22 protein-coding genes are annotated in these 25,702 nt (G+C 71.8%); 8 read left to right on the top strand and 14 right to left on the bottom strand.

Annotated features, from left to right (window positions below):
- Nucleotides 1-241 precede the first annotated feature (241 nt).
- The 5 genes from WN71_RS01920 to WN71_RS01900 all read right to left on the bottom strand — a co-directional run bounded on the left by WN71_RS01920 (nucleotide 242) and on the right by WN71_RS01900 (nucleotide 4,458).
- Nucleotides 242-1,294, bottom strand: coding sequence for an aspartate-semialdehyde dehydrogenase (locus WN71_RS01920; protein ID WP_046581470.1), 1,053 nt, complete (start codon nucleotides 1,292-1,294; stop codon nucleotides 242-244).
- On the bottom strand, nucleotides 1,291-2,568 hold the full coding sequence (locus WN71_RS01915) for an aspartate kinase (RefSeq protein WP_046581468.1): 1,278 nt from the start codon (nucleotides 2,566-2,568) through the stop codon (nucleotides 1,291-1,293). The genes WN71_RS01920 and WN71_RS01915 overlap by 4 nt, the downstream gene beginning before the upstream one ends.
- A 157-nt stretch (nucleotides 2,569-2,725) precedes the next feature.
- Nucleotides 2,726-3,391 carry a DUF5063 domain-containing protein gene (locus tag WN71_RS01910; RefSeq protein ID WP_046581466.1) on the bottom strand — a complete coding sequence of 222 codons (666 nt, stop codon included), beginning with the start codon at nucleotides 3,389-3,391 and terminating at the stop codon, nucleotides 2,726-2,728.
- On the bottom strand, nucleotides 3,384-3,983 hold the full coding sequence (gene recR / locus WN71_RS01905) for a recombination mediator RecR (protein WP_046581465.1): 600 nt from the start codon (nucleotides 3,981-3,983) through the stop codon (nucleotides 3,384-3,386). Before recR ends, WN71_RS01910 begins: the two co-directional genes overlap by 8 nt.
- Before the next feature lie 133 nt (nucleotides 3,984-4,116).
- Nucleotides 4,117-4,458 carry a YbaB/EbfC family nucleoid-associated protein gene (locus tag WN71_RS01900; protein WP_079177579.1) on the bottom strand — a complete coding sequence of 114 codons (342 nt, stop codon included), beginning with the start codon at nucleotides 4,456-4,458 and terminating at the stop codon, nucleotides 4,117-4,119.
- Between the two features lie 254 nt (nucleotides 4,459-4,712).
- Here WN71_RS01900 and WN71_RS01895 point away from each other — a divergent pair, with 254 nt between their 5' ends.
- Entirely contained in the window at nucleotides 4,713-5,462 is a 750-nt protein-coding gene (locus WN71_RS01895) for an SLATT domain-containing protein (protein WP_046581461.1), read from the top strand.
- Nucleotides 5,463-5,521: 59 nt separating this feature from the next.
- Here the strand turns inward: WN71_RS01895 and WN71_RS01890 are convergent, their stop codons facing one another.
- Entirely contained in the window at nucleotides 5,522-7,048 is a 1,527-nt protein-coding gene (locus WN71_RS01890; RefSeq protein ID WP_046581459.1) for a substrate-binding domain-containing protein, read from the bottom strand.
- A 343-nt stretch (nucleotides 7,049-7,391) separates the two neighbouring features.
- Here WN71_RS01890 and WN71_RS01885 point away from each other — a divergent pair, with 343 nt between their 5' ends.
- The 4 genes from WN71_RS01885 to WN71_RS01870 all read left to right on the top strand — a co-directional run bounded on the left by WN71_RS01885 (nucleotide 7,392) and on the right by WN71_RS01870 (nucleotide 12,747).
- Nucleotides 7,392-8,747: an aspartate aminotransferase family protein gene (locus WN71_RS01885; protein WP_046581456.1), complete on the top strand. Its 1,356-nt coding sequence runs from the start codon at nucleotides 7,392-7,394 to the stop codon at nucleotides 8,745-8,747.
- Between the two features lie 93 nt (nucleotides 8,748-8,840).
- The gene (locus WN71_RS01880; protein WP_046581455.1) at nucleotides 8,841-9,542 is read left to right on the top strand and encodes a GntR family transcriptional regulator; all 702 of its coding nucleotides are present in this window, start codon (nucleotides 8,841-8,843) and stop codon (nucleotides 9,540-9,542) included.
- Nucleotides 9,539-11,998, top strand: coding sequence for a dolichyl-phosphate beta-glucosyltransferase (locus WN71_RS01875; protein ID WP_046581453.1), 2,460 nt, complete (start codon nucleotides 9,539-9,541; stop codon nucleotides 11,996-11,998). The genes WN71_RS01880 and WN71_RS01875 overlap by 4 nt, the downstream gene beginning before the upstream one ends.
- Before the next feature lie 98 nt (nucleotides 11,999-12,096).
- Complete coding sequence (locus WN71_RS01870) at nucleotides 12,097-12,747, top strand: hypothetical protein (RefSeq protein WP_046581451.1); 651 nt, start codon at nucleotides 12,097-12,099, stop codon at nucleotides 12,745-12,747.
- A 12-nt stretch (nucleotides 12,748-12,759) separates the two neighbouring features.
- On the opposite strand, the gene WN71_RS01865 is transcribed toward WN71_RS01870, so the two are convergent.
- The 3 genes from WN71_RS01865 to WN71_RS01855 form a co-directional block, all read right to left on the bottom strand.
- Entirely contained in the window at nucleotides 12,760-13,050 is a 291-nt protein-coding gene (locus WN71_RS01865) for a hypothetical protein (RefSeq protein WP_046581450.1), read from the bottom strand.
- 131 nt (nucleotides 13,051-13,181) lie between these two features.
- Nucleotides 13,182-15,014 carry a bifunctional metallophosphatase/5'-nucleotidase gene (locus WN71_RS01860; RefSeq protein WP_046581448.1) on the bottom strand — a complete coding sequence of 611 codons (1,833 nt, stop codon included), beginning with the start codon at nucleotides 15,012-15,014 and terminating at the stop codon, nucleotides 13,182-13,184.
- 246 nt (nucleotides 15,015-15,260) lie between these two features.
- Nucleotides 15,261-16,544, bottom strand: coding sequence for an adenylosuccinate synthase (locus WN71_RS01855; protein ID WP_046581447.1), 1,284 nt, complete (start codon nucleotides 16,542-16,544; stop codon nucleotides 15,261-15,263).
- Nucleotides 16,545-16,733: 189 nt separating this feature from the next.
- Between WN71_RS01855 and WN71_RS01850 the strand changes: the two genes are divergently transcribed.
- The 3 genes from WN71_RS01850 (at nucleotide 16,734) to WN71_RS01840 (ending at nucleotide 20,338) form a co-directional block, all read left to right on the top strand.
- Nucleotides 16,734-17,615 (top strand): diacylglycerol kinase family protein, encoded by an 882-nt coding sequence (locus WN71_RS01850; RefSeq protein WP_046581445.1) that lies wholly within the window; start codon nucleotides 16,734-16,736, stop codon nucleotides 17,613-17,615.
- Nucleotides 17,616-17,843: 228 nt separating this feature from the next.
- Entirely contained in the window at nucleotides 17,844-18,737 is an 894-nt protein-coding gene (locus WN71_RS01845; RefSeq protein WP_046581442.1) for an ABC transporter ATP-binding protein, read from the top strand.
- The gene (locus tag WN71_RS01840) at nucleotides 18,734-20,338 is read left to right on the top strand and encodes an ABC transporter permease (protein ID WP_046581615.1); all 1,605 of its coding nucleotides are present in this window, start codon (nucleotides 18,734-18,736) and stop codon (nucleotides 20,336-20,338) included. The genes WN71_RS01845 and WN71_RS01840 overlap by 4 nt, the downstream gene beginning before the upstream one ends.
- 38 nt (nucleotides 20,339-20,376) lie before the next feature.
- On the opposite strand, the gene WN71_RS01835 is transcribed toward WN71_RS01840, so the two are convergent.
- The 5 genes from WN71_RS01835 to WN71_RS01815 form a co-directional block, all read right to left on the bottom strand.
- Entirely contained in the window at nucleotides 20,377-20,973 is a 597-nt protein-coding gene (locus WN71_RS01835; protein WP_046581439.1) for a Uma2 family endonuclease, read from the bottom strand.
- Between the two features lie 106 nt (nucleotides 20,974-21,079).
- A complete protein-coding gene (locus WN71_RS01830) occupies nucleotides 21,080-22,300 on the bottom strand; it encodes a cytochrome P450 (RefSeq protein ID WP_046581438.1) in 1,221 nt (406 codons plus the stop codon).
- 60 nt (nucleotides 22,301-22,360) lie between these two features.
- Nucleotides 22,361-23,242, bottom strand: coding sequence for an alpha/beta hydrolase (locus WN71_RS01825; protein WP_046581436.1), 882 nt, complete (start codon nucleotides 23,240-23,242; stop codon nucleotides 22,361-22,363).
- Nucleotides 23,243-23,491: 249 nt separating this feature from the next.
- Nucleotides 23,492-24,763 carry a kynureninase gene (gene kynU, locus WN71_RS01820; RefSeq protein WP_079177578.1) on the bottom strand — a complete coding sequence of 424 codons (1,272 nt, stop codon included), beginning with the start codon at nucleotides 24,761-24,763 and terminating at the stop codon, nucleotides 23,492-23,494.
- Entirely contained in the window at nucleotides 24,756-25,604 is an 849-nt protein-coding gene (locus tag WN71_RS01815; protein ID WP_046581435.1) for a tryptophan 2,3-dioxygenase family protein, read from the bottom strand. The genes kynU and WN71_RS01815 overlap by 8 nt, the downstream gene beginning before the upstream one ends.
- Nucleotides 25,605-25,702: the final 98 nt, after the last annotated feature.

The following is a 25,702-nucleotide window of genomic DNA, read 5'->3' as shown; positions in this document are numbered from 1 at the left end:
ATTACCTGAAACCGCTTGTCCCGCAGGGATCCTATAAAGCGATCACGCGATGGCCAGCGGTTTTCCCCTGTGGAGAGCGCCTCATCGCGGACTCGGGTGATCACCCGAGGGGTCGCGGGGCGGACGCGAAAGCTGACGGAAACTCACGAAAGCCGCACGCGGGCAGGAACGGAGGGGGGCGTCCGGCGCTCTCCCGGGCCGCCGTTCCGGCGATCCCGCAAGCGAACACCCCCCGCGGCCCTCACCCGAGTTCCGAGGCCACCAGCTCCGCGATCTGGGCCGTGTTCAGTGCGGCCCCCTTGCGCAGGTTGTCGCCGCAGACGAACAGCTCCAGCGCGGTCGGGTCGTCCAGGGCCCGGCGTACCCGGCCCACCCAGGTCGGGTCGGTGCCCACCACGTCGGCGGGCGTGGGGAACTCCCCGGCCTCCGGGTCGTCGAAGAGGACGACACCGGGCGCCGTCGCGAGGATCTCCCGGGCGCCGTCCACGGTGACCTCGCCCTGGAAGCGGGCGTGGACCGTGAGCGAGTGCGTGGTGACGACGGGGACCCGGACACAGGTCACGGCCACCGGCAGCTTCGGCAGTCCGAGGATCTTGCGGGACTCGTCCCGCACCTTCATCTCCTCCGAGGACCAGCCGTCCTCGCGCAGCGAACCGGCCCACGGCACCACGTTGAGCGCCACCGGCTCCGGGAACGGCCCGGTGTCGTCCCCGACCGCCCGCCGTACGTCGCCGGGACTGTTGCCTAGCTCGGTGCCCGCGACGAGTGAGAGCTGGCGGCGCAGCGTCTCGACGCCGGCCCGGCCCGCGCCGCTCACCGCCTGGTACGACGACACCACCAGCTCGCGCAGGCCGAACTCGGCGTGCAGCGCGCCCAGGGCGACGATCATCGACAGCGTCGTGCAGTTGGGGTTGGCGACGATCCCGCGCGGCCGGATGCGCGCCGCGTGCGGATTGACCTCCGGCACCACCAGCGGCACCTCGGGGTCCATGCGGAACGCGCCGGAGTTGTCCACGACCACCGCGCCCTTGGCGGCGGCGATCGGCGCCCACCGCGCGGACACCTCGTCGGGTACGTCGAACATGGCGACGTCGACCCCGTCGAAGGCCTCCTCGGTGAGCGCCACCACCTCGACCTCCTCGCCGCGCACGGCCAGCTTGCGGCCGGCCGAGCGCGGGGAGGCGATCAGACGGATCTCGCCCCAGATGTCCGCGTGCTGGGACAGGATCTGGAGCATCACCGTGCCGACGGCTCCGGTCGCCCCCACGACCGCGAGCGTCGGTCGGACGGTCATCGCCCGGTGCCTCCGTAGACGACCGCCTCGTCGCTCTCGGAGTCGAGTCCGAAGGCGGTGTGCACGGCGCGGACGGCCTCCACGACGTCGTCGGCGCGCGTCACGACCGAGATGCGGATCTCGGAGGTCGAGATCAGCTCGATGTTGACGCCCGCGTCGGACAGCGCGGTGAAGAAGTCCGCGGTGACGCCCGGGTTGGTCTTCATGCCGGCGCCGACCAGGGAGATCTTGCCGATCTGGTCGTCGTAGCGCAGGGAGTCGAAGCCGATGCCCGCGCGGTTCTTCTCCAGCGCGTCGATCGCCTTGCGGCCCTCGGACTTCGGCAGCGTGAAGGAGATGTCCGTCAGGCCGGTGGCCGCGGCGGACACGTTCTGCACGACCATGTCGATGTTGACCTCGGCATCGGCGATCGTGCGGAAGATGGACGCGGCCTCGCCGGGCTTGTCGGGCACGCCGACGACCGTGATCTTGGCCTCCGAGGTGTCGTGCGCGACACCGGAGATGATGGCCTGCTCCACCTGCTTGTCCCCTTGCTCGATCGGCTCGCTGCTGACCCAGGTGCCCTGCAGCCCGCTGAAGCTGGACCGGACGTGGATCGGGATGTTGTACCGGCGGGCGTACTCCACGCAGCGGTGGAGCAGCACCTTCGAACCGGAGCTGGCGAGCTCCAGCATGTCCTCGAAGGAGATCCAGTCGATCTTCTTCGCCTTCTTCACCACGCGCGGGTCGGCGGTGAACACGCCGTCGACGTCGGTGTAGATCTCGCAGACCTCGGCGTCGAGGGCCGCGGCCAGCGCGACCGCCGTGGTGTCGGACCCGCCGCGGCCGAGCGTGGTGATGTCCTTCTTGTCGGCGCTGACACCCTGGAAGCCGGCGACGATGGCGATGTTGCCCTTGTCGAGCGACTCCCGGATGCGGCCCGGGGTGACATCGATGATCCGCGCTTTGTTGTGGACCGAGTCGGTGATGACACCGGCCTGGCTGCCGGTGAAGGACTGGGCCTCGTGGCCCAGGTTTTTGATCGCCATGGCCAGCAGGGCCATGGAGATCCGCTCCCCGGCGGTCAGCAGCATGTCGAACTCACGCCCGGCAGGCATCGGGGATACCTGCTCGGCGAGATCGATCAGCTCGTCCGTCGTGTCGCCCATCGCGGAAACGACGACAACCACCTGGTTGCCGTTCTTCTTCGCTTCCACGATCCGCTTGGCGACGCGCTTGATGCCCTCGGCATCGGCTACGGAGGAGCCTCCGTACTTCTGCACGACAAGGCCCACGTGCGCTCCTCGCTCAGTGTGTCGATTGCGCGCTCAGTCTATCGAGCGTCCGAAATAACCCTTCGGGATACCGCATCGTGAGATTCCCGCGATCCGGCGGCCCGTCGAAGGGTTCCTGCCCAGAGCGGACCCGATGAAGGCTGTGGGCTGCCTCTCATCAGTTCGGTCGTGCCGAGCCCAGCCCCAGCGGGCCGCCGATCTCCTCCGCCATCACCTGGCCGGCCTCGAACTCCAGGGTGTCGTCGCCCACGCCCTGGTCGGTGTCCAGGCCGTCCAGCTCCTGGAGCGGCTGGTCCAGGCGGATGTGGGCGAGCACCGAGTGCAGGGCGCGCAGGCTGGCCGAGGCCGTCGAGCCCCAGTTGGAGAAGTAGGAGAACTGCCACCACCACAGCGCCTCGGTGACCCGGCCGGCCCGGTAGTGGGACATGCCGTGGCGCAGGTCGGTGATGACGTCCGTGAGGTCGTCCGAGATCCGCGCCGGGACGGGGGCCTTGCGCGGCTCGTAGGGGTCGAAGACCTCGGAGTAGACGTCGATCGGCTCCAGCAGCCGGGCGAGGTTCTCGCGCAGCTCGTCGACGTCCGGCTCGGGACCCATGTCGGGCTCGTAACGCTCCTCGGGGACGATGTCCTCGTGCGCGCCGAGCCGGCCGCCGGCCAGCAGCAGCTGGGAGACCTCCAGGAGGAGGAAGGGCACCGCCGAGCCGGGCTCGTCGCCCTTCGCGACCTCGGTGACGGCCACCAGGAAGCTCTCGATCTGGTCGGCGATCTGGACCGCGAAGTCGTCCGGGTTCCGCGTCGTGTCGTGCAGCGTGGCGTCAGACATCTAGGAGTCGTCTCCCCTCGAAGGCGCGGCCGAGGGTGACCTCGTCCGCGTATTCCAGGTCGCCGCCCACCGGGAGGCCGCTGGCCAGGCGGGTGACCCTGAGGCCCATGGGTTTGATCATGCGGGCGAGGTACGTGGCCGTCGCCTCGCCTTCGAGATTGGGGTCGGTGGCGAGGATCAGCTCGGTGACCGCGCCGTCGGCGAGCCGCGCGAGCAGTTCCCTTATCCGCAGGTCGTCCGGGCCCACGCCGTCGATCGGGCTGATCGCGCCGCCGAGCACGTGGTAGCGGCCGCGGAACTCCCGGGTGCGCTCGATCGCGACGACGTCCTTCGGCTCCTCGACCACGCAGATGACGGACGGGTCGCGGCGGGCGTCACGGCAGATGTTGCACAGCTCCTCCTGCGCGACGTTGCCGCACGTCGCGCAGAAGCGGACCTTCGCCTTGACCTCCAGCAGCGCCTGGGCCAGACGCCGTACGTCGGTCGGCTCCGCCTGGAGGATGTGGAAGGCGATCCGCTGCGCGCTCTTGGGACCGACGCCGGGCAGCCGTCCCAGCTCGTCGATGAGGTCCTGGACCACGCCTTCGTACAACGGACCGGCCTTCCTGTTCCACGGGTCTTTCAGTACGTACGGTAGTTGGCCGCCGCCTTCCGGAGGAAGGCGCTGCCGGGGTGGCGTTGCGAGAACGCCTCGGTGACGTCGTACGGCACGCGCGCCGCGGACGTCAGAAAGGCAGGCCCGGGATGCCTCCGCCGCCCAGGCCCTGGGCCAGCGGGCCGAGCTTCTGCTGCTGGAGCGCCTGCGCGTTCTCGTTGGCCGCCTGCACCGCCGCCACGACCAGATCGGCGAGGGTCTCGGTGTCCTCCGGGTCGACCGCCTTCGGGTCGATCCGCAGCGCCCTCAGCTCACCGGCGCCGGTGACGGTGGCACGCACCAGGCCGCCGCCCGACTGCCCCTCGACCTCGGTCACGGCCAGTTCCTCCTGCGCGCGCTGGAGGTCCTGCTGCATCTTCTGGGCCTGCTGGAGCAGCTGCTGCATATTGGGCTGGCCACCACCGGGGATCACGATCAGCTCCTGTTTTCGTCCGGCTGTCAGTTGATTTCTCCGCTGTGCACGAGCCTACGTGGTCCCCGTGGCCGACGCGCCGCCACTCTTTCGAGTGAGATCGGAACGGGCCCTATACCCGACAGGGGCCCTCTTCCGGGCGGAAAAGACGCCGAAACTACCCCTTCGCCACCCATTGGGCGGTAGGAAGGGTGCCGCGCGTCAGCATCCAATGTGACGGAACGTGACCGATCGGGATGAGTAGGGAGAGCCGGGTGGGTCAGCCGGAGATGCAGCCCGAGGGTCCGCCTCAGGACGGGCGGGGCGAGGGTGCGGCCGGGCTGCGGCCGGGCGATCTGACCGGGCGGGTCTTCCCGCTCGGCGACTGGGGCGAGCCCGCGGTACGGCTCGACGAGCTGTACCGGTGGGTGGAGCACGGGGCGCTGGAGACGGCGGCCTGGTATCTCGGGGACCGGGTCTGGAAGCGGCGCGGCGCCCGGGTGCTGCGCACCGGTGCGGCGGTGGGCGCGGTGACGGGCGCCGCGCTGCCGCTGCTCGACCTCACGGGCGCGGTGACCGGGGTGGCCGCCTGGGGGTATCTGGCGCTGCTGATGGGGGTGGCGTGCGTGGCCGGGGACCGGTTCTTCGGGGTGACGTCCGGCTGGATAAGGGACGTGGCGACCGCGCAGGCGGTGCAGCGGCGGCTCCAGGCGCTCCAGTTCGACTGGGCGGCGGAGAGCGTGCGGGAGGTGCTGGGACCGGCCGAGGGCACGGCCGGTGAGGCGGCGGAGCGGTGCCTCGGGGTGCTGCGCAGGTTCTCGGAGGACGTGACGGAGCTGGTGCGGACGGAGACGGCGGACTGGATGGTCGAGTTCCGCACCGGGTCCGCGCCGATGGGCCTGCACTCGGCGGTCTCCTCCGGCGGGCGGCACGAGGGGCAGGTCGTGCAGGGCCGCTTCGGGATGCCGGCCGCCGGCCCCGCCCGCCCCAACATGCCCCGCCAGCGCCCGCCGGAGCCGCGCTGACCCCTGCGGGGCGCCGTGCGGGCGGGCCGGCGCCAGGCCCGCCGGTGCCTGCACCGGTGTCACGCGCAGAGCTTCATCCCTTCCGGCGTCCAGCACGGTATGTGGCCGTGCGTGCGGATCACGTCCTGGCCGTTGCCCCGGGACAGATACGTCAGGAAGCTCGACGCGAGGGAGTCGGCGGGCGGCTGCCCGTAGGTGTAGGCGTACTCGATCTCGCGGTACGGGTACGCGCTCGTGCCGTGCTCGATCGCGTCGACCGAGGGCGCGTCGCCGTCGAGCCGCAGGATGTGCAGACCCTTGGTCCGGTCCGCGAGGTTGAGCTCGCTGTAGCCGATGGCGCCGGGCAGGTGGGCGACCTCCGCGAGAACCTGGTCGGTGGAGTCGAGTTCGCAGCGGATCACCGAGGCCGTGGCGTCGTCCTTGTGCACGCAGTCGACGGAGGAGTTGGCGATCTCGCCGCGGCCCAGCACCCGCCGCTGGAAGACCTGCCGGGTGCCGGAGTTGGCGTCCCGGCTGACCAGATGGACCGCGAGGCGGGGCCCGCCCAGTCGGCTCCAGTTCGAGATCTCCCCGCGGTACAGGCGCCGTAGATCGGCCGTGGAGAGGTTGGTGAGGTGCACGTCGTCGTTGACCACGAGGGCGAACACCGAGACGGCGACGCGGTTCTCGCGCAGCTGGGGCAGGCCGTCCGGCTTGGGGCCGTCGGAGAGCGCCACGACCGCGGGCGAGCCCTTCTCCGACTCGGCGCCGGTCGCGTTCAGTTCCCGTACACCCGCGGTGGAGCCGTGCGCGTCCACGGTGATCGTGCTGCCCGCGCAGTCGTGCTCGTACTTCGTCGCCACCTCCTGCACGACGGGCGCGAAGGCGGTGGAGCCGATGACGGTGAGCGAGCCCGTCGCGCAGCCGATGGGCGGCGGGGCGTCGTCACGGGCGACGACGATCGTGGCGAGGGTGAGCACGCTGACCGTCAGCAGGACGGTGATCAGCCGGGAGGCCCGGCTGAACAGCGGGGGCTTGTCGTCGGGGGTCGCGCTGCGGTTGGGGTGGACCTCGCCCTCGCTGATGCCGCCGACCAGGTGGATCGGCTGCCCGACACCGCCGCCGGACAGCAGCACCAGCAGCTTGAAGTGGTCGCCGTGGTTGAGCGGGACGCGCGGGATGCGCAGGGTGTGGCCGGCGAAGCCGAACCCGCGCTCCGGCGTGAAGTGGTCCATCAGATGGCCGTTGACGGTCGGCTGGGTCACCGACACCCCGCGCACCGTGCGGTCGGTGAACTCGGCGGTCAGGCCGTGCAGATCGGGGCCGGTGTAGTCGTCGCGGCCGATGCTCTGGGAGCCGTCGTTCTCCACCCTGAGCAGCACCAGGGTGGCGTCGGCCATCCCCTCCATGTCGTTGAAGACGCCGATCCGGCGGTTGGGCCGGCCGGAGCGGGCCCCGTCGCCTATGGGGTTGTCCATCTGGACGCGGTAGCCGATGCGTTTGCGGCGCGGCACCCGGCGTTCGTACCAGAGCATGATTCCGGACGCGGCGATGCCGAGGACCGCGGTCCCCACCGCCACCACGTTCTCCGCACTCAGCCACTCCATTGTGGGTGCCCCCGCCGCTCCCGGAGCCGGTAGTGGGGTCACGGTACGCAGGGCGGCCGGAAAGCACCGGTCCGGCGGGGGGAAGACGGGGTGACGTTCAGCCGAAATCCGGGTGCCGGGCCGTCGCTCGACTCACAGGAACCGGGTGCCGGGCCGTCACACGGCTCGGCGGAACCGGGTGCCGGGCCGTCGCTCGGCTCGTGGGAGCACCATCCGGCGGGAGGGGAGGCGGACCCGCCCAGGGCCGACCGCTCGGCCCGTCGACAATCTGTCGCGGAAACCCCCCGACCGCAGACAGGACGCCCATGTCGCGGGCGCGCGGCGGCCTCGTACGCTCGCCCGCATGACCCCTCAGCCCAACCCCCAGGCCGGCGCCGCCGTGAAGGCCGCGGACCGCGCGCACGTCTTCCACTCCTGGTCCGCGCAGGAGCTCATCGACCCGCTCGCCGTCGCCGGTGCCGAGGGGTCGTACTTCTGGGACTACGACGGCAACCGCTACCTCGACTTCACCAGCGGCCTCGTCTACACGAACATCGGCTACCAGCACCCCAAGGTGGTCGCCGCGATCCAGGAGCAGGCCGGGCGCCTGACCACCTTCGCGCCCGCGTTCGCCATCGAGTCCCGTTCGGAGGCGGCCCGGCTGATCGCCGAGCGGACCCCCGGCGACCTGGACAAGATCTTCTTCACCAACGGCGGCGCGGACGCGATCGAGCACGCCGTGCGGATGGCGCGGCTGCACACCGGCCGGGCCAAGGTGCTCACCGCCTACCGCTCGTACCACGGCGGCACCCACCAGGCCGTCAACATGACCGGCGACCCGCGCCGCTGGGCCTCCGACAGCGCCTCGGCCGGCGTGGTGCACTTCTGGGCGCCGTTCCTGTACCGCTCGCGGTTCTACGCCGAGACCGAGGAGCAGGAGTGCGCGCGGGCGCTGGAGCACCTGGAGACGACGGTCGCCTTCGAGGGGCCCGGCACGGTCGCCGCGATCGTCCTGGAGACGATCCCGGGCACCGCGGGCATCATGGTCCCGCCGCCCGGCTATCTCGCCGGGGTCCGGGAGATCTGCGACAAGTACGGCATCGTGTTCGTGCTCGACGAGGTGATGGCCGGGTTCGGGCGGACCGGCACCTGGTTCGCGGCCGACGCCTTCGACGTGGTGCCGGACCTGATGACCTTCGCCAAGGGCGTCAACTCCGGCTATGTGCCGCTCGGCGGCGTCGCCATCTCCGGGGCGATCGCGGAGACCTTCGCGCGCCGTCCCTACCCCGGCGGCCTGACGTATTCCGGTCACCCTCTGGCGTGTGCCGCGGCCGTCGCGACGATCGGTGTGATGGCCGAGGAGGGCGTCGTGGAGAACGCGGCGCGGCTCGGCGCGTCCGTCGTGGAGCCGGGCCTCACGGCCCTGGCCGAGCGGCACCCGAGCGTCGGCGAGGTGCGCGGCATGGGCATGTTCTGGGCGCTGGAGCTGGTGCGCGACCGCGAGACCCGCGAGCCGCTGGTGCCGTACAACGCGACCGGTGAGGCGAACGCGCCGATGGCCGCGTTCGGGGCCGCCGCGAAGAAGCACGGTCTGTGGCCGTTCATCAACATGAGCCGCACGCACGTGGTGCCGCCGTGCAACGTCACCGAGGCCGAACTGAAGGAGGGTCTGGCCGCCCTGGACGCCGCTCTGACCGTGGCCGACGAGTACACGGTGTAACTGACTGCCCGGGAACCCGAACGCGTAAGGTGGCGTGCCCGTACACATAGACGTACGCACGCCACCCGCACGCGCAAGGGGGACCAGCCGACCATGCACGGCTCCAGCGGCACCGGTGCCGTCACCCGCAGCACCCTGCGTCAGCAGATCGCGGACGCGCTCCGCGACGAGGTGCTGGCCGGGCGGCTCCAGCCGGGCCGGGAGTTCACCGTCAAGGAGATCGCCGACCAGTACGGCGTCTCCGCGACGCCCGTGCGCGAGGCGCTCGTCGACCTGTCGGCGCAGGGGCTCCTGGAGGCCGACCAGCACCGCGGGTTCCGGGTCACCGAGTACTCGGCCGACGACTACCGCGGCATGGTCGAGGCCCGCAGCATGGTCACGGACGGCATGTTCCACGCCCTGCTCGACGGGCATCACGCCCTGCGGGAGGCGGACGACCCGCGCTCGGTGGCCGCGCTCGCCGCGGTGCGCCGGCGCGGCGAGGAGGCCCAGCGGGCCGCCGCCGCGGGCGAGCTGAGGGTCCTCGTCGGCTACGACCTGAGGTTCTGGCGTGAGCTGGGCGCCCTGTTCGGCAACGCCTATCTGACCGACTTCCTGCACCGGCTGCGCGTGCAGTCCTGGGTGTGCACGGTGCAGCACCTGCGCGGGGCCACGGATCTGCGCGGACAGCTGTGGGCCGGCCACACCGAACTGGTGGACGCCCTCGGCAACCGTGACGTGGACTCCGCCCGCAAGATCGTCGGCGAGTACAACGCCCATTCCCTCGCGCTGGTCGAGCGGCTGGCGGGCCGGTGAGCGCGGCGCCCGTGCGCCAGACCCGGCAGACGGTGGCGCTCTCGGTCGTCGTACCCGCCTACAACGAGCAGGAGCGGCTCGGGCCGACCCTCGACGCGATCACCGGCTATCTGGAGGAGCACCCGGGCCGCTGGGCGGACTGGGAGATCGTGGTCGCCGACGACGGTTCCACGGACGGCACCCGCGACGTGGTCAGCGGACGCGAGGACGACCGCGTCCGCCTGGTCGCCGGCGCCGACCACCGCGGCAAGGGCCGGGCGCTGCGGCTCGGCGTCGCGGCCACCCGGGGGCGGCGGGTGCTGGTCACGGACGCCGATCTGGCCGCGCCCATCGAGGAGTTGGCGCGGCTCGACACGGAGCTGTGCGCGGACGGGGGCGCCGCGGCGGTGATCGGCTCGCGCTCGGTGCCGGGCGCGACGATCCACCTGCGCCAGCACCGGATGCGCGAACTGCTGGGCCGTGCCGGCAACTTCGTCATACGCGCCGTCGCGGTGCCCGGCATCCGCGACACCCAGTGCGGGTTCAAGCTGTTCGACGGCGACCGGGCCCGGGAGGCGTTCGCCGCGTCCCGGCTCGACGGCTGGGGCATAGACGTCGAGGTGCTCTCGCACTTCCACCGCGCCGACTGGCCGGTCGCCGAGGTCCCGGTCAGCTGGTCGCACCGGATCGGCTCGAAGGTACGGCCGCTCGACTACGCCCGCGTCCTGACCGAACTCGTCCGGCTGAAGGCCCGGCACACCCTGCGCCCCGCGGACCTGCTGGTGGGGCTGTTGTTCCTGGCGATGTCGGTGGGCCTGTACTCGGGCCGGTTCTTCGACCCGAACCACCGCTATCTGGCCGACTCGCTCCAGGACCAGAACCAGTGGGAGTGGTTCTTCGCGGTCGCCGCGGACAGCGTGGCCCACCTTCACAACCCGTTCTTCACCGATCTGCAGGGCTTCCCCGACGGCGTGAACCTCATGGCCAACACGGTCATGCTGGGCCTGTCGGTGCCCTTCGTGCCGGTCACCCTCGCCTTCGGCCCGGCGGTGTCGCTGAGCCTGTGCATGACGCTGGGCCTCGCGGTGACGGCGTTCGCCTGGTACCGGCTGATCGTGAACCGGGTGGTCGCGCGCCGGGCGGCCGCCTTCGTCGGGGCGTCGCTGGCCGCGTTCGCGCCGCCGATGGTCAGCCACGCCAACGCGCACCCCAACTTCGTCGTCCTGTTCATGATCCCGCTGATCGTGGAGCGGGCGCTGCGCCTGTGCGCGGGCGTCCGCGTCCGCCGCAACGGCGTCGTCCTCGGCCTGATGGCGGCCTACCAGATCTTCCTGGGCGAGGAGCCGCTGCTGCTGGCGTCGATCGGCATGGCGCTGTTCGCGCTCGGCTACGCGGCCGCCCGCCCGGCCGTGGCACGGGCGGCGTGGCGGCCGCTACTCAAGGGGCTGGGCCTCGCGGCCCTGGTCTGTCTGCCGCTGGTCGCCTACCCGCTGTACTGGCAGTTCGCCGGAGCGCAGAGCTACGCCGCCTTCCCGCACAGCAAGGCGGCGAACAGCCCGCTCGCCCTGATCTCCTTCGCCGAGCGCTCGCTGTTCGCGGGGGACGCGACGAAGGCGGGCCTGCTGGCCTCCAACCCGACCGAGCAGAACGCCTTCTACGGGTGGCCGCTGCTGCTGGTGGCGCTCGGGACCGCCGTACGGCTGTGGGACCGGCCGCAGGTGAAGGCGCTCGCGCTCACCGCGGGCGGCGCGGCGCTGCTCTCGCTCGGTCCGACCTTCCGCATCCCGCGCACGGACGTCGTCTTCCCCGGCCCGTGGGCCCTGTTCGCGCGTCTGCCACTGTTCGAGTCGGTGATCGAGGGCCGGGTGGCGATGGTGTGCGCGCCCGCCCTCGGGATGCTGCTGGCGCTCGCGGTGGACCGGCTGGCGGCCACCCGGCAGCTGGGCACCCAGTACCTGGGCCTGCTGGCCGTCTCGCTGGCGCTCCTCCCGATCGTCCCGGCGCCGCTGCGGGCCGTGGACCGGGAGCCGGTCCCCGCGTTCTTCACGTCCGGGGAGTGGAAGTCGTACGTCCACGGGGACGAGTCGCTGGTGACGCTGCCGCTGCCGGACGCGGGCGACGCGACGGCGCTGCACTGGCAGACGGCGGCCCATCTCGGCTTCAAGCTGCCCGGCGGCTACTTCAACGGCCCCTACGGCAAGGACCGCACCGGCATCTACGGCGCCGCGCCGCGCTGGACCTCCGGCATGCTGAGCGATGTCCGCGACACCGGGGTGATCCCGAACATCGGCGCCAACTGGCGGGCGCAGGCCGCGAAGGACTTCGCGTACTGGCGGGCGGGCGCGCTGGTGGTGGTTCCGCAGTCGCACGGCGAGCAGGTGCGCGAGGCTGTGGAAAAGCTGGTGGGCCGGCCCGGTAGGTGGACGGGTGGGGTGTGGGTATGGGACCTGCACAAGGCCCCGTCGCCGGGGAGCTGACCTCGTGTCGACGGGGACGAACGGCGCCTGTCGGGGCACCGGCCGCACCGATTACCCTTCCCTGACCGTGTCGTGCACTTCGCAACGAGGAGCCCTCTTTGGCCTGTGACCTGTGGCTGGTACCGCTCGTGGACGTGTTGTGCCACACGCCCGACAACCCGTTCGCCGAGGAACTCGCGCAATACAACAAGCTGCTCGCCGAGAACGGGCTCCCGCCCGTGCCGGTCTACCAGTACATGCCGGGCCTGTCCGGCGAGGTCGCCCCGGTCGCCGGGTTCGACTACGACGCGCTGCACTTCCTGCGGCGGGCCTATCTCCTCAAGGTGTGCGGGCTGGCGGTGACGCCCGTGGACGAGCTGGGCGGCGACTACGAACAGCTGCTGGAGATGTTCGAGTCCACCGCGCAGCAGTCGCACCTGGTGTGGCACTACGACCACGCGGGCGCCTACGTCCCGGTCGACTTCGCCGTGCCGCTGTACAACGACGAACTGCTCTCCGGCGGCGGCCCGCTGGGCTCCTCGCAGGCGCTGCTGCGCGAGCTGGAGTTCGTGGCGCCGGTGATCGGCATCGACCCGGCCAACCCGCCGGCGCCCCCGCAGCCCCCGGCGGCCCCCACCGAGCTGGAGGAGCCGGCCGTTCCCGCGCCCTACGACCCGAGCCCGTTCGCGCGCGAGCGGCACGTCTGGCTCGGTCTGTACGCGGCCACCACCCGCAGCCTGGCCCAGGGCTCGATGATCGTCTTCAGTTGAGCGGCCCGCGGGTCACCTCAGCTGGGAGAGCCCCTTCGACAGGTCCTCGCCGTTCATCACGGGCGTGAACTCGACCCTGGCGCCCAGGTCCATGAAGAAGGGCTCACCGACCGGCGGCATCTGGGCACTGTCCGCCATGTCGAAGAACAGGTATGCCGTCCGGTCCCCGCCCTCGACGGTGAAGTAGGCCGCCTCCGGCTTGATCGCGTCCAGTGCCTGCTGCATCAGCTGCGGCATCTTGCCGCTGCGGATGACCTCGTTGGCCTTCTCGGTGTCGAGGGATGCCTTGAGCAGCATGCGCATCGCACTCACCTTCCTCCGGCCGGCGTACGCCGAAGTGCGCACGCGCACGACCTCAGAATATGCCCGATCCGCTCCGCCATCGCGTCGGTGCCGGGGCCTGGCGAAGGCCCCGGCACCGCATGGCGCGGCGGTCAGCCGAAGACCGGCGTGCCCGCCTGGGTGAGCTTCCAGTTGGCGGCCGCGAAGTCGGCCGGGTCCAGGGCGCCCTTGGCGATGACGTAGGCGATCATCATGTCGCGGATCTGGTCGGGCGTGCTGAACGCGGTCTCCGCGGCCGCGATGTGCGGGTAGCCCGAACCGCCGTTGGCGCGGTAGTTGTTGACCGCGACGACGAAGACCTGGTCGTCGGCGATCGCCGCGCCGTTGTAGGTGAGGTTCTTGATCCGCGAGCCCTCGGCCGCCGCGATGTCGATCTCGTAGTCGACGCCCGCGGCGGTGTCGTACATGTAGTCCCAGAAGCTGTTGGCGTTGGTGAGGGTGGCGGTGTCCACCGCCGTGCCGGCCGGGACCTGGTGGTAGTACTTCGCCGCGTACTCCAGGTAGTCCCTGAGCTGGGCGCCGGTCAGCTTCTTGCCGTAGAGGGTGTTGTCGTAGATGTACAGCCCGGCGATGTCCTTGATGGTGACGTTGCCGGCCGGGATGTCCGCGGTGCGGCTGAAGGGCGCGGCGACCGAGATCAGCGGCAGCGCCGCGTCCGCGGTGGACAGGCCCGCCTTCACCGACTCCATCTGGACCTCGTGGATGAAGTCCATGACCGGGACGTCCTTCCAGCAGGCCTCGGCCGCGGAGAGGTCCTCGGTACAGGTGCCGACCGCCGTGTTGACGTACTTCACGACGAGCTCGTGGTCGGCTTCCAGGTGCTTCTTGATCTCCGCGTCCTCGTCCACCGCCGCGGGGTTGAGGGTCTGCGCGGTCTTGCTCACGACCTTCCAGCGGCCGTGCTCCAGCTCCATCTCGAAGTCGAAGACGCTCAGCCGGTAGCCCCAGCAGTACGGCTCGGAGAGCAGGACGTCCTCGCCGGTCTCCTCGTTCTTCACCGTGTAGGAGGAGACCTCCACATGGGTGTGGCCGACCAGGATCGCGTCGATGCCGGGCACCTGCTCGGCGACCAGGTTCGAGGCGTTCTCCACGTACGGCAGCGCGTCGCCCCACGACGAGGAGCCGTCGAGGCCGGAGTGGTCGGTCAGGAAGACGACGTCGCAGCCGAGCGCGCGCAGCCGGGGCACGTACTTCTTCGCCTGCTCGACCAGGCCCGGGAAGACCATCTTGCCGTTGACGTTGTCCTTGTCCCACAGCGCGATGCCGGGGTTGGTCAGGCCCATGATGCCGACCTTGATGTCGGGGGCTCCGGGCACCCTGATGTGCTTCACCGTGTACGGCTGGAACGCGGGCCGGAGCGTCTTCGCGTCCAGCGCGTTGGCGCCGAGCAGCGGGAAGTCGCACTGGCTCTCGAACTTGCGCAGCGTGTCGATGCCGTAGTTGAACTCGTGGTTGCCGAGGGCGGCGGCGTCGTAGCGCATGAGGTTCATCGCCACGGCCATCGGGTGCTTGGGGCCCTTCTTGCCGTTCGTCCCGGTGATCGGGTCGACGCGTGCGAAGTAGTAGCCGAGCGAGGTGCCCTGGATGATGTCGCCGGCGTCGACGAGCAGCACGTGGTCCTCGCCCTTGGCGGCGCGCTGCTGCTTGATGAGCGTGGCGACCTTGGCGACACCGACGGTGTTGCCCTTGGTGTCGGAGTAGGCCGCGTCCTTGTAGTAGTCCCAGTTGAAGACGTGGCTGTGCAGGTCGGTGGTGCCCAGGATGGAGAAGCTCCAGGTCTTGGGGGCCTTCGGCGGCTTCGGCGCGGGGTGGTGCTCGGCGGCCTCGGCGGGGCCGGCCGCGACCGCGGACCCGGCGGCGACGGCGGCCCCGGTGACGGCCGACTTCTTCACGAACTCCCGGCGGTTCAAGGGACTGGCGGGCATACAAGGCTCCTGGGAAGCAGACGTGACGCGTGTAGACAGGGCTGCCGTGCGGGACTACTCGCGTAGATCGTGGCGCTGCCCGGTCCGCCCCGAAACCAGGAATCGGTCATGCCCAGGTCAAGGATGAGTCATGTGTTGCCCCTGTGGCGGGATGTTCGAACGCCCGGCCGGACAGCCCGGCCGGGCGTTCACGCGGACGTAACCGCGCCGTGTTCACGTGCCCCTGACGATGTGCCAGACGTCCGTCTAGAGGAACGAGTTGATCTCGATCGTCTCGTCACGGCCCGGACCGACGCCGATCGCCGAGATCGGCGCACCGGACATCTCCTCCAGCGCCTTGACGTAGTCCTGCGCGTTCTTCGGCAGGTCGGAGAAGGACTTCGCCTTGGTGATGTCCTCCGACCAGCCCGGCAGCGTCTCGTAGATCGGCTTCGCGTGGTGGAAGTCGGACTGCGAGTAGGGCAGTTCCTCCACCCGGCGGCCGTCGATCTCGTACGCCACGCAGACCGGGATCTCCTCCCAGCCGGTCAGCACGTCCAGCTTGGTGAGGAAGAAGTCGGTCAGGCCGTTGACGCGGGTTGCGTAGCGGGCGATCACCGCGTCGAACCAGCCGCAGCGGCGGTCACGGCCGGTCGTCACGCCCCGCTCGCCGCCGATGCGGCGCAGCGCGTCGCCGTCCGCGTCGAACAGCTCGGTCGGGAACGGGCCGGCGCCCACACGGGTCGTGTACGCCTTGAGGATGCCGATGACCCGGCTGATCTTCGTCGGGCCCACGCCGGCGCCGGTGCAGGCGCCGCCCGCGGTCGGGTTCGACGAGGTGACGAAGGGATAGGTGCCGTGGTCGATGTCCAGGAGCGTGCCCTGGCCGCCCTCGAACAGCACGACCTTGTCCTCCTCCAGGGCCTGGTTGAGCACCAGGACCGTGTCGGCGACGTAGGGCCGCAGCTTGTCGGCGTACTCCAGCAGCTCCGCGACCACCTGGTCGACGGCGATCGCCCGCCGGTTGTAGAGCTTGGTGAGCATCTGGTTCTTCACGTCCAGGGCCGCTTCGACCTTCTGGGTGAGGATCGACTCGTCGTACAGGTCCTGGACCCGGATGCCCACGCGGTTGATCTTGTCCGCGTAGGTCGGGCCGATGCCGCGGCCGGTGGTGCCGATCTTCCGCTTTCCGAGGAAGCGTTCCGTCACCTTGTCCACCGTCACGTTGTACGGCGTGATGATGTGCGCGTTACCGCTGATCAGGAGCTTGGACGTGTCGACGCCACGCTCGTTCAGACCGCTCAGCTCGGAGAGCAGGACCGACGGGTCCACGACGACGCCGTTGCCGATGACCGGAATGCAACTGGGAGAGAGAATCCCGGAAGGGAGCAGGTGCAGGGCGTACTTCTGATCGCCCACGACCACCGTGTGGCCGGCGTTGTTGCCGCCCTGGTAGCGCACCACATAGTCGACGGATCCACCGAGCAGGTCCGTCGCCTTTCCCTTGCCTTCGTCACCCCACTGAGCACCGAGCAGCACAAGTGCGGGCACGCGCGTACACCCCTTCCGGGCGGGGCATGTCCAAGGTCAGGGGCGTACGCGTAAGGTTCAACGCCGCGCACCACCGCGACCGCCATTGGTCGCACAACCCGTCGGACCGGATGCCCCGGAATAGACGAAGCCCCTGGCGCAATAGCGCAAGGGGCTCTTGCACAAAGATGCTACCCGAGGAAGCGAGGCATGGCCGAGGTGGCGACGTCCGCGAGGTCCGATCAGCTGCTGGTGATCATCGATCCGATGGCCAGGCGGACGGACGGAGAGTCCGTACGGATCGCGAAGGACGTGCTCAGCGCCGGTGCGGCCACGAAGGTCTGCCTGCCCGAGGACCCCGAGGAGTTCGCCCGCGCGCTCGCCCGGCGCGGGGCGCGTCGGCCGGTCCTGATCGGCGACGACGGGGCCCTGGTGCGGACGGTGGCCCTGCTCCACCGCCGGCGGGAGCTGGCCGGATGTGTGCTGTCCGTGGTGCCGGTCGGGGGCGCCCTCACGCTCGCCGGGGCGCTCGGGGTGCCCACCGGGGCCGTGGCGGCCGCGCGCGCCGTGCTCGACGGGGTGGAGCGGCGCCTGGACGTGCTGGTCGACGAGAGCGACGGCGTGGTGCTCGGCGCGCTGCGCATCCCCGCGCTGCCGCTGCCCGGGACGCCGCCCGCGCAGGCCGACGGCGGCGACGGCGGGCCGGACGGCGCGCGGCCCTGGCTGCGGACGGCCCAGTCCCTCGTACGGACGCTGGTGCCGGTCCGGCCGGCCCGGAGCACGGCCGTCCCCGGCGCCGGACCGTCGCGGCTGCGGGTGGAGGTCGACGGGGCGCCCCTGATCGACCTGGACCAGCCCGTGGAGGGCGTGACGGTGACACCGGGGCGGGGCGGGGTGGCCGAGGTGGAGGTGCGGCCGGTGTCGGTGGGGGCGGAGGCGTCCTTGCTGGTGGCGTCGGGGCGGGTGGTGACCGTGACCGGGGCGGACTTCCGCTATCGCGCGGACGGAGGCGTCGCGGGGCCGGTACGGCGGCGGACCTGGCGGGTGCTGGAGGAGGCCTGGGGGCTCACGGTGCCTCAGCGGGGGGCCTGAGAACCGACGCCACCCGAAGCGGGCGGTCGGCCACCGGTCGCCCGTGCCACCCGAAGCAGGCCGTCGGCAAGAGGTCGCCATGCCACCCGGAGCAGGCGGTCGGCAAGGGGGCGTCGGGGCCACTCACCGCAGGCGGTCGGCCCGCGGTCGGTGACCGGCTCGGCCTTCTTTCGTCCGCACCGGCGAAAGGGCTGCTCACCGGGGGCGCGGGAGCGTACTTTCGGGCGCATGACAACGGCGATCACCGTCTCCGGACTGCACAAGTCCTTCGGACGGACCCACGCCCTGGACGGCCTCGACCTCGACGTCGCGGCCGGCGAGGTGCACGGTTTCCTCGGCCCCAACGGCGCCGGCAAGTCCACCGCCATCCGGGTCCTGCTCGGCCTGCTGCGCGCCGACTCCGGCACCGCGCGGGTGCTCGGCCTCGACCCCTGGGCGGACGCGGTGGAGATCCACCGCAGGATCGCCTACGTCCCCGGCGACGTGACCCTGTGGCGCAACCTCTCCGGCGGCGAGGTGATCGACCTCTACGGCCGCCTGCGCGGCGGCCTCGACGCGACGCGGCGGGCGCGGCTGATCGAGCGGTTCGAGCTGGACCCGGCCAAGAAGGGCCGCACGTACTCGAAGGGCAACCGGCAGAAGGTCGCCCTCGTCGCCGCGTTCGCCTCGGACGCCGACCTGCTGATCCTGGACGAGCCCACCTCCGGCCTCGACCCGCTGATGGAGGAGGTGTTCCAGGCTTGCGTGGAGGAGGAGCGCGACCGCGGCCGTACCGTGCTGCTGTCCTCGCACATCCTCAGCGAGGTCGAGGACCTCTGCGACCGGGTGAGCATCATCCGCAAGGGCCGCACGGTGGAGACCGGCTCGCTCGCCGACCTGCGCCATCTCACCCGTACCAGCGTCAGCGCCGAACTCGCCGCCGAGCCGGACGGGTTGGCGGGCCTGAAGGGCGTGCACGACCTCGACATACAGGGCCGCCGCGTCCGCCTCCAGGTGGACACGGAGGAACTCGGCGGCGTCCTCAGGAAGTTGACCGAGGCGGGGGTGCGCTCGCTGACCTCGACGCCGCCCACCCTGGAGGAGCTGTTCCTGCGGCACTACCAGGACGAGGTGCCCCGATGACAGCGTACGCGCTCCCCGCACCGACCGGCCGGGACCGCCAACTCGCGGGCACCGGGACGCTGTTGCGGTTCGCGCTGCGCCGCGACCGGGTGCTCGCCCCGGTCTGGGTCGCGGTGAACACGCTGATGGTCCTCTCCATGCCGAACACCCTCGACGGCCTCTACGCCACCCCCGGCGACCGCGCCGACCTGATGCACCAGGTGCTCACGAACGCCTCCTTCCGCGCCCTGATCGGCCCCCTGTTCGCCACCTCGACCGGCGCGCTGACGGCCTGGCGGGTGGGCGTGTACGCGGGCGTCCTCGCGGCGGTCACCAGCCTGCTGGTCGTCGTACGGCACACCCGGGACGAGGAGGAGAGCGGGCGGTACGAGCTGGTCGCGTCCGGGGCGGTGGGCCGCCGGGCCCCGCTCACCGCGGCCCTGCTCGCCGCCCTGGTGCCCAACGCGGCCCTGGCGCTGCTGGTCACGGCGGGCCTGGCCCGCCTCGGCCTCGCGGGCGCGCTCTGCTTCGGCCTCGGCCTCGCCGCCGTCGGCATGGTCTTCGCGACCATGGCGGCGATCGCGGCCCAGCTCACGGAGAGCGCGCGGCCGGCGCGCGGGCTGACGTCGGCGGTCCTCGGCGCGGCCTTCGTGCTGCGCGCGGCGGGCGACTCCGGGACGGCCGACGGCTCCTCCGTGCTCACCTGGCTCTCCCCGCTCGGCTGGCTGGAGAACCTGCGGTCCTTCGCCGGCGAACGCTGGTGGGTGCTCGGGCTGTCGGTGGCGGCGGTGGCCGTCCAGGCGGTCGCCGCCTACACGCTCGCGGGCCGCCGCGACCTCGGCATGGGCCTGCTGCCCGCCCGGCCCGGCCCGCCCGCCGGCACCCTGGGCTCCGTGGGCGCCCTGGCGCTGCGGCTCCAGCGGGGCGCCCTGCTGGGCTGGGCGGCGGGGTTCCTCCTCGCCGGGGCCGTGTTCGGCTCGATGGCGGGCAGCGCGGCCGACCTGGTCGGCACCAACAAGGCCACCCGGGAGATCTTCGAGCGGATGGGCGGCCAGAGCGGGGTCACGAACGCGTTCCTGGCGTCGATGGCCGGCATCCTCGGCCTGGTCGCCGCGCTGTTCGTGGTGGGTTCGGTGCTGCGGCTGCACGGCGAGGAGACCTCGGGCCGCGCGGAACCGCTGCTGGCCTGCCCGGTGGGCCGGCTGCGCTGGGCGGCCGGCCATCTGGTGATCGCGTTCGGCGGCTCGGCCCTGATCATGACCCTGGCGGCGCTGGGCCTCGCGGCCGGCTACGGGAGGGACGTCGGCCCGCTGCTCGGCGCCTGCCTGGTGCAGCTCCCGGCGATCTGGGTGATCGGCGCGGTCACGGTCCTGCTGTACGGCCTCGCACCCAGGCTGGCACCGGGGGCCTGGGCGGTCGCGGTCGCCGTGCTCCTGATCGGCTGGGTGGGCCCGGCCCTGAACGCACCGCAGATCGTGCTCGACCTGTCCCCCTTCGGTCACCTGCCGAAGCTGCCGGGCGTGGCGATGCGCTGGGAGCCGGTGCTCGCCCTGCTGGGCCTGGCGGCGGCGCTGCTGGGCGGCGGGCTCGCGGGGCTGCGGAGGCGGGATCTGACCACCTGACGACCGGGCTCGCGGCGGACGGCAGGCGGCAGGCGGTCTCAGTCGGCGTACTGCCTGAGCTCCTCGGTGTCGAGTTCGATGCCGACGGGCTCGGGCAGGGAGACCTTGCCGCCGAGCCGCACCAGGTGGATGTCCCGGTAGCCGTCCTTCGGGTCCGGGTCGCTGTGCACGACGACCGAGTCCTTGTCGCGGTCGATCAGCAGGTAGACGGGGATACCCGCCTCCGCGTAGGCCCGGGGCTTCTCCACCCGGTCGCGGTTGTGGGTGTCCGAGTCGTACGACGTGATCTCGACGGCCATCAGCACGCCGTCGGGGTCGGCCCAGTCGCCCTGACCGTTGAAGTGCCCCACCGGTGCCAGCACGGCATCGGGCCGGGCACGGCCGCTGCGGTACGACGCGACCTTCAACCCCTGCCCGGTCACGTTGAGGGTGAGATCGGACCGCGCCTGCTTGCAGTGGAAGACCAACCACATCGCGATCTCGCCGTGGGTGCCGTTCGTCATTTTCCTGAGCCCGATCCGTCCGTCGATGAACTCGAACCTGACGGTGTCGTCCTGGGACTCGGCGAACTCGGCGATCCGCTCGAACATGTCGACCGACAACGGGGATGACGCGCGCTCTGCCATGACCGTCATGGTGCCTCCCTTCGCAGGCAGGCACCAGCGTGACGAGCCACGGTCGGCCGCCGGGCGGTATGGCTCGATGATCAGCCGAACGGGTGATCGTCTCGCCCGGTCTCCCTCACCCCACCCGCACGTTCAGCCCCTCCAGCCCCCGGATCACGAAGTTCGGCTTGCGTTCCGGGTCCGCGGCCAGGGTCAGCGTCGGCGCCTGGGTCAGCAGCGCGCGCATCGAGGCCGCCAGTTCGATGCGGGCCAGGGGGGCGCCGATGCAGTAGTGGATGCCCGCGCTGAAGGAGATGTGCGGGTTCTCGCGCCGGGTCAGGTCCAGGCGCTCCGGGGCGGCGAAGACCGCCGGGTCGTGGTTGGCGGAGCCGAAGAGCATCGCGATCTCCGCGCCGCGCGGGATCGTCGTGCCGTCGATCTCGATGTCGTCGAGGACCCAGCGTTCGAACAGCTGGAGCGGGGTGTCGTACCGCATCAGCTCCTCGATCGCCGAGGGGACGAGCGAGTGGTCCGCGCGCAGGGCGGCGAGCTGGCCGGGGTTGCGGAACAGCGCCGCCCAGCCGTTCACGGTCGCGTTGACCGTGGCCTCGTGGCCCGCGTTGAGCAGCAGCACCGCCGTGGAGATCATCTCCTGCTCGGTGAGCCGGTCGCCCTCGTCGTGCGCCTCGATCAGCCCGGAGATCAGGTCGTCGCCGGGGTCCTTGCGGCGGGCCGCGATCAGCTCGCGCAGATACTCCGAGAACTCCTCCGACGCCCGGACCGCCCGCGCCGCGGTGTCCTCGGACGGGTTCAGCTCGTACATCCCGCAGATGTCCGCCGACCAGGGCCGCAGCTGGGCGCGGTCGGACTCCGGGATGCCGAGCATCTCGGCGATCACCGCGACCGGCAGCGGCTCGGCGACATCGGTGAGCAGATCGCCCCCGCCCGCCGCGACCAGGGCGGCGACCAGCTCACCGGCCAGGTTCTCGACGTACGGCACCAGCCGGTCCACCGTGCGCGGCGTGAACGCCTTCGACACCAGGCGCCGGATCCGGGTGTGGTCCGGCGGCTCCAGGTCGAGCATCCCGTGGTCGTTGAGCGTGTGGAACGGCTCGTGCTCCGCCGGGGGCGCCGTACGGCCGAAGTCCTCGTGCTCGAAGCGGTGCTGGTAGGTGCGGCCCAGACGGCGGTCGCGCAGCAGCGCCGAGACGTCCGCGTGGTGCGGGACCAGCCACTGGTCGGTCGGCTCGAAGCGGATCACCCGGCCGCGCTCGCGCAGCTCGGCGTACGCGGGGTACGGGTTCGCGAGGAACGCCGGGTCCCAGGGATCGAAGGCGAGATCGGATACGGCTGCCATGCACGGACGCTAGCCCGCGCGGCCCCCATCTGACCAGCCCCGTTCCGACCGGCGCCGGTGTCACCAGGCCAGCTGGGCGATCTCCTCCGCGACCACCGCGCAGGCATCCGCCGCCGGGTCGATCAGCGGGAAGTGGCCGACGTCCTCCAGCAGCGTCAGGCCCACCATCTCGCCCGCCTTCGCCGCCGCTTCGGCGTACGCCTCGGCGACCGCCTGCGGTACGACGTCGTCGGCGCGGCCCTGCACGACCGTGGTCGCGATGCCGGTGGGCAGCAGCAGCGCCGGGTCGGCGTACGGCCTGCGGTCGGCGAACAGCTCGTCCCCGCCTAGGAGTTGGAGCGATGCGTGGCCGCACACCTCCAGCTTCTCGGCGACCTCGAAGTCCGCGATCGGGGCGAGCGCGACGACCCCGCGCAGCTCGGCCGGGCCGTCCGTGCGCCAGGGCGCGCCGGCCGGCAGCACATGACGGGCCGCCGCCCACAGCGCCAGGTGCCCGCCGGCGGAATGGCCGGTGAGCACGGTGCGGCGCGGGTCGGCCCCCGGCAGGATCTCCCGCACCAGGGCGGGCAGCGCGTCCAAGGCGGCGGCGACGTCGTCGAAGGTGTCCGGCCAGCGCCCGGCGACCGGGGCACCACCGCCGTCCGCGCCCGCGGCGCCGCGCCGGTACTCGACGCTGGCCACCGCGAAGCCCTGACCGGCCAGGAAGCCGGCCAGCGGGCTGACGTGCGCCCGGTCGTAGGGGGCCCGCCAGGCGCCGCCGTGCAGCAGGACGACCAGGGGGGCGAGTCCGTCGGGGGCGCCCTCGCCGCGCGGCGCGAAGAAGTCGATCACCTGGTCCGGATGGTCGCCGTAGGCGGCCGTGGCGTCGGGGTCGACATGCGGGTGGGAGAAGGCGGACTCCTCCTCGGCGGTGGCCCGGGCTGCGGCGACGTCGTCCGGCATGCTCCAACCTCTCAGCGATGAACCGTATTTGGGCGGACCAGGTGAATATGCGGCCGTTCCGGGACGGTATCAGGCCTATGACGTGCGCGGACACGGGGATGTCACGCAGGGTGAGGGATAAACGGTTCACCCGCGCCGGAAGTGTCACGGAAGGGTGGCGAAACAGCGGAAGGGCGACGCGCAGGCGAAAGGCCGGTCCGGGGCACACCCCGGACCGGCCTCACGGCGAGGGCCTCAGCGGCCCACGTCTCAGCCCGTGACCTCGGCCAGTACCTCCGCCAGCACCCGCGCCGCCCGCTCCGCGTCCGCGAAGCCGACGTACAGCGGGGTGAAGCCGAAGCGGAGCACGTCCGGGTGGCGGAAGTCGCCGACCACACCGCGCTCGATCAGGCCCTGCATCACGCGCGCCGAGTCGTCGCAGCGCAGCGCGACCTGGCTGCCGCGCTCGGCGTGCGCGGCCGGCGTGATCGACTCGACCCTGCCCTCGGGCACGTACCGGCCGACGCACTCCAGGAAGAAGTCCGTGAGCGCGAGCGACTTGGCGCGCACCGCGTCCACCGACACCCCGTCCCACACCTCCAGGGCCGCCTCCAGGGCGAGCAGGGAGAGGATGTCGGGGGTGCCGACCCGGCCGCGCACGGCGCCCGCCGCGGGCTCGTACGTGCCGCGCATCCCGAACGGCTCCACATGGGAGTTCCAGCCGGGCAGCGGGGAGTCGAACCGGTCCTGGAGTCCCTCGCGGACGTAGAGGAAGGCCGGTGAACCGGGGCCGCCGTTGAGGTACTTGTAGGTGCAGCCGACCGCCAGGTCCACCCCGTGCCCGTCCAGGCCGACCGGCAGCGCGCCCGCGCTGTGGCACAGGTCCCAGACGGCGAGGGCGCCCGCCGCGTGGATCGCCGCCGTGAGCGCGGGCAGGTCGTGCAGCCGGCCGGTGCGGTAGTCCACGTGGTTGAGCAGCACCGCGGCCGTACGGCCGGACAGCGCGTCCGGCACCTCGGCGGGGGCGACCGGGCGCAGGGTGCGGCCGGTCATCCGGGCCGCCGACTCGGCGATGTAGCCGTCGGTGGGGAAGGTGGTGGCGTCGACGAGGATCTCGTCCCGCCCGTCCCCGGCGATCCGGACCGCCGCGACCAGCGCCTTGAAGACGTTGACGCTGGTGGAGTCGCCGACCACGACCGTGCCGGGGGCCGCGCCGACCAGCGGCGCGATCCGGTCGCCGATCCGCTCGGGCGCCGTCCACCAGCCGCCCTCGGTCCAGGAGCGGATGCGCATCTCGCCCCACTGGCGGCGCACCACGTCCTCGACGCGGCCGGGCACGTGCGCGGCCAGCGCGCCGAGCGAGTTGCCGTCCAGGTAGACACCGTCGTCGAGGACGAACTCCTGCCGCTTGGCGGCCAGTTCGTCGGCGGCGTCCAGCTTCTCGGCGCGCCGGGCGAGCTCGGCGAGGGCGGACTCGACCGGGGCGGACCCGATCCGTGCGGGCTCGGTCAGGGCGGGCTCGGTCAGGGCGGGCTCAGACATAGGACCTCGCAGTCCACAGCTCGGGGAAGACGTTCTTGCGGGCGCGCTTCTCCAGCCAGGCCACCCCGGCGGAGCCGCCGGTGCCGGCCTTGGCGCCCATCGCGCGGCGGGTGGCGACCAGGTGGTCGTTGCGCCAGCGCCAGACCAGTTCGGCCACGTCGGTCAGCGCCTCGCCGAGCCGGGCGACCTCGTCCTCGCCGTCACCGGCGTAGACCGCCGTCCAGACCGCCTCGACGGCGTCGGAGGGCTCGTGGCGCAGGGTCAGGTCGCGCTCCAGCACGTCCGCCGGTACGGCGTGGCCGCGCCGGGCGAGCAGCCGCAGCACCTCGTCGTAGAGGCTCGGCTCGTGCAGCGCCTTCTCCAGCTCCGCGTGGACGCGCGGGGCGCCGCGGTGCGGGACCAGCATCGACGCGGACTTCTCGCCGAGCAGGAACTCCATGCGCCGGTACATCGCCGACTGGAAGCCGGAGCCCTCGCCGAGGGCGCTGCGGTAGGCGTTGAACTGCGCGGGGGTGAGCCGGCCGAGCGGCTTCCAGGAGGCGTTGAGCGCCTCCAGCTCGTGCGTGGAACGCTTCAGTGCCTCGATCGCGACGGACACCCGGTCCTCGCGCAGCGCCCGCGCCGCGGTCTCCCACTCGTGCACGATCACCGTGAACCACAGCTCCATGACCTGGGTGGTGACCAGGAAGACCATCTCGCCGGGGTCGTCCGAGAGGGTGTGCTGGAGGTGGGTGAGCACGTCCGCCTTGACGTAGTCCTCGTACGGCGTGGTGCCGGCGAAGTCGAGGTGCGGAGTCTCGGGCTCCTGAGTCTCGTAGGACCGATGAGCCTGTTGGGACATCGCTGTCTCCTGTGTTGCTGAGGGTAGCGGTCCGCCCCTGCCGATGCCGGCACGGGGGCCCCGGTCCCCAGCGGCATCCTTCAACAATCCCGCCCGAA

Origin of the sequence: Streptomyces mangrovisoli (assembly GCF_000974985.2) — a bacterium.
Classification (GTDB): domain Bacteria; phylum Actinomycetota; class Actinomycetes; order Streptomycetales; family Streptomycetaceae; genus Streptomyces; species Streptomyces mangrovisoli.
This window is presented reverse-complemented; position numbering and strand designations above follow the sequence as displayed.